The sequence below is a fragment of the Bacillus cereus group sp. BfR-BA-01408 genome (assembly GCF_022663305.1).
In the GTDB taxonomy this organism is placed as follows: domain Bacteria; phylum Bacillota; class Bacilli; order Bacillales; family Bacillaceae_G; genus Bacillus_A; species Bacillus_A pacificus.
Map to the genome: position 1 here is coordinate 1 of NZ_JAKUFF010000143.1, position 4,416 is coordinate 4,416.

The following is a 4,416-nucleotide window of genomic DNA, read 5'->3' on the forward strand; positions in this document are numbered from 1 at the left end:
ATAAGTGGTTGCAAGGAAGTTGATTCCTAAATCAACACCAACGATGTTGTTTACATCTGCGAAATCTAATGTTTGGTACTCTTTTGTCATCGGGATATGTAAGAACCACTTTTTGTACTTATGCACTAATTTAGCAGTACCAAATTTCCAAGTGCTGTTGAAGTATTTCTTCATAGCTTTACGCTCATAATTTAGTTTTAGGCGACCTTCAAGCGTGTTTACACTAAATTGGTTTTTGGTTAGTGAATAATCTCGATTCCAGACTAAATCATATTCTGCAAGTTTGAAGTCAATCAAAGACCATTCATGGCCATTTGATTTAGCCGACTTGTAACGAGCAATTACAGTTTTCATCACAGATTGAGCCATTTGACTTTTTAACCTAAATTGATTTCGCAAATCAGAATAATATAAGTTATTGAGATTTACTTGATTAAGGTTCTTTGTTTCAAATATGTGTTTTGATAACCAATTACAAGCCTTGCGGTAAGTGTTCGTTGTTATCTTTAGACTTTCAGCTTGATTATCGGAAACATGGATTTGTATTTTTGCAGTAATTGTAGGCATTATTTTCACCGCCTTTCACTAATTAAATTGTAACAGATTTTTAGTGAAAGCAAACAACTTAAGTAGAGAAAGTAGGAGGCAAGGTGGAAGTTTCAGATACTTGATATGGTACAGAATCTTACGATTTTTAACGTACCATACCGTATCTACCGGCAATTCCTCCCCCACTTATCGTTGGGCTATCGCCCTTCACACAATTGAAGTAGGGGGTATCCTTGCCGATTTTAGATGAAATGGTAAAATTTTAATATATTTTAATATTTAGATTTCTATACAAACATTCTTATTTATGCTCTTTGCTTACGCTACTGAAACGCACATAACACAAACAGATAAATGCTACTGCCACTGGAATCAATATTACTCCTCCAATAAAAGGATAAACTACTACACAACATGTAAAAGCTACTATAGAAAAAAATTCACCTAACTTATTCTTTATTAATTTCATCCCAGCCGCAGTACCTACTATATATGTAACAATTCCTAACGAATTCGGTATTAATACAATTTTATCTATACTAATATGAAAAACGAAACTTATCAGCAAACCTATTATTGCAATACAACCTACAACTTTTACTGCATTTGTTGGTGTTTCTCTTTTTTTATTAATATATCCTAAATAACGAGGTGCAATTTCTTCTCTCCCTAGTGAATAACCTAAGCGACCCATACTTGCAATAAAGGCATTTGTCGTCCCTAAACAAATGATAAAAGCTAAAAATCCAATTACCCATGCAAATTGTTCACCTAAAGTTTGCTTGATTACAAGCACGAGAGCTGTAGTATTATCAGCATTTATATGATAAGATTTCGTTCCAATTACGGATAATGCAATACCAATATATAAAACTCCAATAATAACAATCGCAAATGCCGTAGATAAAATAATATTTCTTTTTCTAGGTGTTTTAAATTCTGGAGCTAAACTTGCAATAGCTTCCCAGCCGAAAAAAGACCAAAAAATTAATAATGATGCCTCTAAAATTGGATTTATTTCTTGCATAGAAATATGTACATTTATATTTTTCATTTCAATATAAGGTAGTGAACTAATAATTGTTACAATTAAAATAAAGAAAGTTAATACACCAATACATACTTGAAACCACCCACTCATTTTTAACCCATATAAATTGAAAACAATTGAAGTACTTAAAATAATAAGCGCTATAACGTAAGAAAAATATGATGATAAATCAAACACTCTCACTATATACATTCCACCAGTCATTGAGACTACGATTTGCCCAACACTACCTGCAATAAAAAAACACCATCCTATAATAGCACCTATCTTTTTACCGAAAGCTTTTTCTGCAAAAGTAGCTATTCCACCAGCACTTGGATGCTCTATCGATAAAAATGCGAATGTGAATGCAAGTGGAATACTAAGTAATATCATAACAAGCCAAGAAACAATTGCATTCCCCTCTGCTACACTCGCTGTCATACCAGGTAATATAAGAATTCCTGATCCTAGAACCGCTCCGACGTATAAGGCTGTTCCCTTTTTAATAGAAATTGTTTCACCAAAATGATTAGACATTACATGCACCTCCATTTATATTTTAATTATAGAAAGTTATCATTCTATTCAATATACAAAAGTGTATGTAATTTAACATTAGATTTTATATTATGTATTTATTTCGGAAATTTAATTTCAATTTTGCAAAGGAGCATAATTCATGGATGAAATTGACAAGAAAATTACGTTATTACTACAAGAAGATGCGAGAATGACGATTACAGAAATGACTGAGCACTTACACCTCAGCCGTCCTAGTGTTACCGAAAGGCTAAAGAGATTACAAGATACTGGAATAATCGAGAAATATACTGCACGGATATCATTAGATGCAGTAGGAAAATCAATTCAAGCATTTTTAAGAATTGAAAATCTAAAGATTCCTTGCAAAAAATTTGAGGAGAAAATCTACGAAGAATATAGAATACTCGAATGTCATCGAGTAACAGGTGAAAGTAGCTATTATTTAAAGGTAGCGGTTCACTCTATGAAAGAATTAGAGGAATTAATTGATATCGTTATACCATTTGGAACAGTCAAAACTTCGATGATTTTATCTTCACCGATACCATATCGACCGATTATTACAGATTAATAAGAAAAAAGGATTGATCAAAAGATCAATCCTTTACTCGACTTCATTTAAGAAAAATAACGTTATAACACCCGGTCCTGTATGTGCTCCAATTGCTGCTCCAATTGTATTTACGATAAATACTTCACAGCCAAATCTCTCTGTAATTAATGCTTTTAAAGCTTCAGCTGTTTCTATGTCATCACCATGAGTCATTGCGATTGTTTGACCTTTAAGTTCTTTTCCGCGCTCTTCCATAATATCTACAATTCGGCTTAGTACTTTCTTTTTTCCTCTTACCTTTTCAAGTGGTACAAGCTTTCCTTCTTCCACGTTTAAGATTGGCTTAATGTTTAGTAAACCACCGATAAATCCTGCGACTTTACTTAAACGTCCACCTCTCACTAAGTACTGTAAGTCAGCTACAGTGAAGATATGTTCCATATGGCTCATTAGAAAATCAACACGTTTTAAAATATCTTCTTTTGATGCACCGTCTTTCGCCATTTTAGCAGCTTCTAATACGACAAGCCCTTGACCGAGCGAGGCACATTTCGTATCGATAATTTCTAAATCTAAGTTAGCATATGTTTCTTTTACTTCCTCTTTAATGAGAACTGATGATTGATATGTACCAGACAGTTCAGATGAAAAAGCTAAATATATACAAGGATTACCTTCTTTTGCATAAGAAACAAATTTTTCCTGGAAAGTTTCAAGTGAAGGCAATGACGTTCTATAAACAGCGCCTTCTCTCATATTTTGCAATAATGTAACTGACTCTAATGTAACTCCATCTAAATACTCTGTTTCTGCTTCATCATAAACACGGAGTGGAATTAAATCAATATCATATGCTTGCAGCAATTCTACCGGTAAATCCGCTGCACTATCCGTAATGATTTTAACACCCATTTTTAAACCTCTATTCTGTTATAAATATAAAAAATATAAAATAAAAATAGTACTTTTAAATTATATACGTAAAACTTAAATGAAGAAAGGAAAACACTTTATATTGTATGCACTATTCTTCAAAACTTGAACTGTTAATGAAAGTAATGTCATTTAAACCACTTTTTTATTTTTATTTTTTCTATAACACGAATAATTTTGTGAGTTTTTGTATTTAATTCTTTAATTTTATTTAACCATTTAAAATCTATACTTTTTAAAATTTAAAAGCCAAATCCAATAATAAAGGAAGTGGCTTTTAGATTTTTATACAATAACCAAACTTTATTTCCCATCAGATTGTTTGCATTATTATTTTGGCGATATTGAATATTAGTCCAGTTATGATAAATATTTATAGCCTGTACTACATTCCCCTATAAGAAACACTGTATTTAAAAAAGGAGGTAAACATTTTATAAAATATTTAATTTTACTAGTAAAGCTAATAAAATTTGGAGAAGAATTTGAACATTTACTGCTATGTCTGTATCCGTAGTCGTAACCGTAACATTTCTAGAATTTCTAATAACAGTTTCTTGTTTATTAACTTGTTTAATAGATGATTTTTGAAACAATTCTTGCGCTACACGGTCAGCTTTTTCACTATCTGCTATAGAAATACTTATTATAACCACGATAGCTGCTTGTAATGCCGCTTGAATAGATAACGCAGCTTTTGTATCTGTAGTAGTAACTTCTACATCTGCTGAATCGACAATTGTAATTGATTCTTCAGAAATTTGGTAAGTTTTACTTTCTTGCGCAGCTGCTTCTGAAACGTTAG

Annotated in this window: 5 protein-coding genes; 1 reads left to right on the forward strand and 4 read right to left on the reverse strand. The window is 31.9% G+C overall.

Annotated elements, in window-relative coordinates:
- On the reverse strand, positions 1 to 567 hold a 567-nt coding region (locus MR083_RS26140), incomplete at its 3' end, for a nuclease/transposase family protein (RefSeq protein WP_472927153.1).
- 283 nt (positions 568 to 850) lie between these two features.
- Positions 851 to 2,119 (reverse strand): APC family permease, encoded by a 1,269-nt coding sequence (locus tag MR083_RS26145; RefSeq protein ID WP_242270068.1) that lies wholly within the window; start codon positions 2,117 to 2,119, stop codon positions 851 to 853.
- Positions 2,120 to 2,261: 142 nt separating this feature from the next.
- On the opposite strand from MR083_RS26145, the gene MR083_RS26150 reads away from it, so the two are divergent.
- Positions 2,262 to 2,696: an Lrp/AsnC family transcriptional regulator gene (locus MR083_RS26150; RefSeq protein WP_000343327.1), complete on the forward strand. Its 435-nt coding sequence runs from the start codon at positions 2,262 to 2,264 to the stop codon at positions 2,694 to 2,696.
- 33 nt (positions 2,697 to 2,729) lie between these two features.
- Here MR083_RS26150 and MR083_RS26155 read toward each other — a convergent pair whose 3' ends face one another.
- Together MR083_RS26155 and MR083_RS26160 are read right to left on the reverse strand one after the other, a co-directional pair.
- The gene (locus tag MR083_RS26155; RefSeq protein WP_000538289.1) at positions 2,730 to 3,590 is read right to left on the reverse strand and encodes a DegV family protein; all 861 of its coding nucleotides are present in this window, start codon (positions 3,588 to 3,590) and stop codon (positions 2,730 to 2,732) included.
- A gap of 455 nt (positions 3,591 to 4,045) precedes the next feature.
- Positions 4,046 to 4,416 (reverse strand): spore coat protein (locus MR083_RS26160; RefSeq protein ID WP_242270069.1); only part of this gene is annotated, 371 nt, incomplete at its 5' end.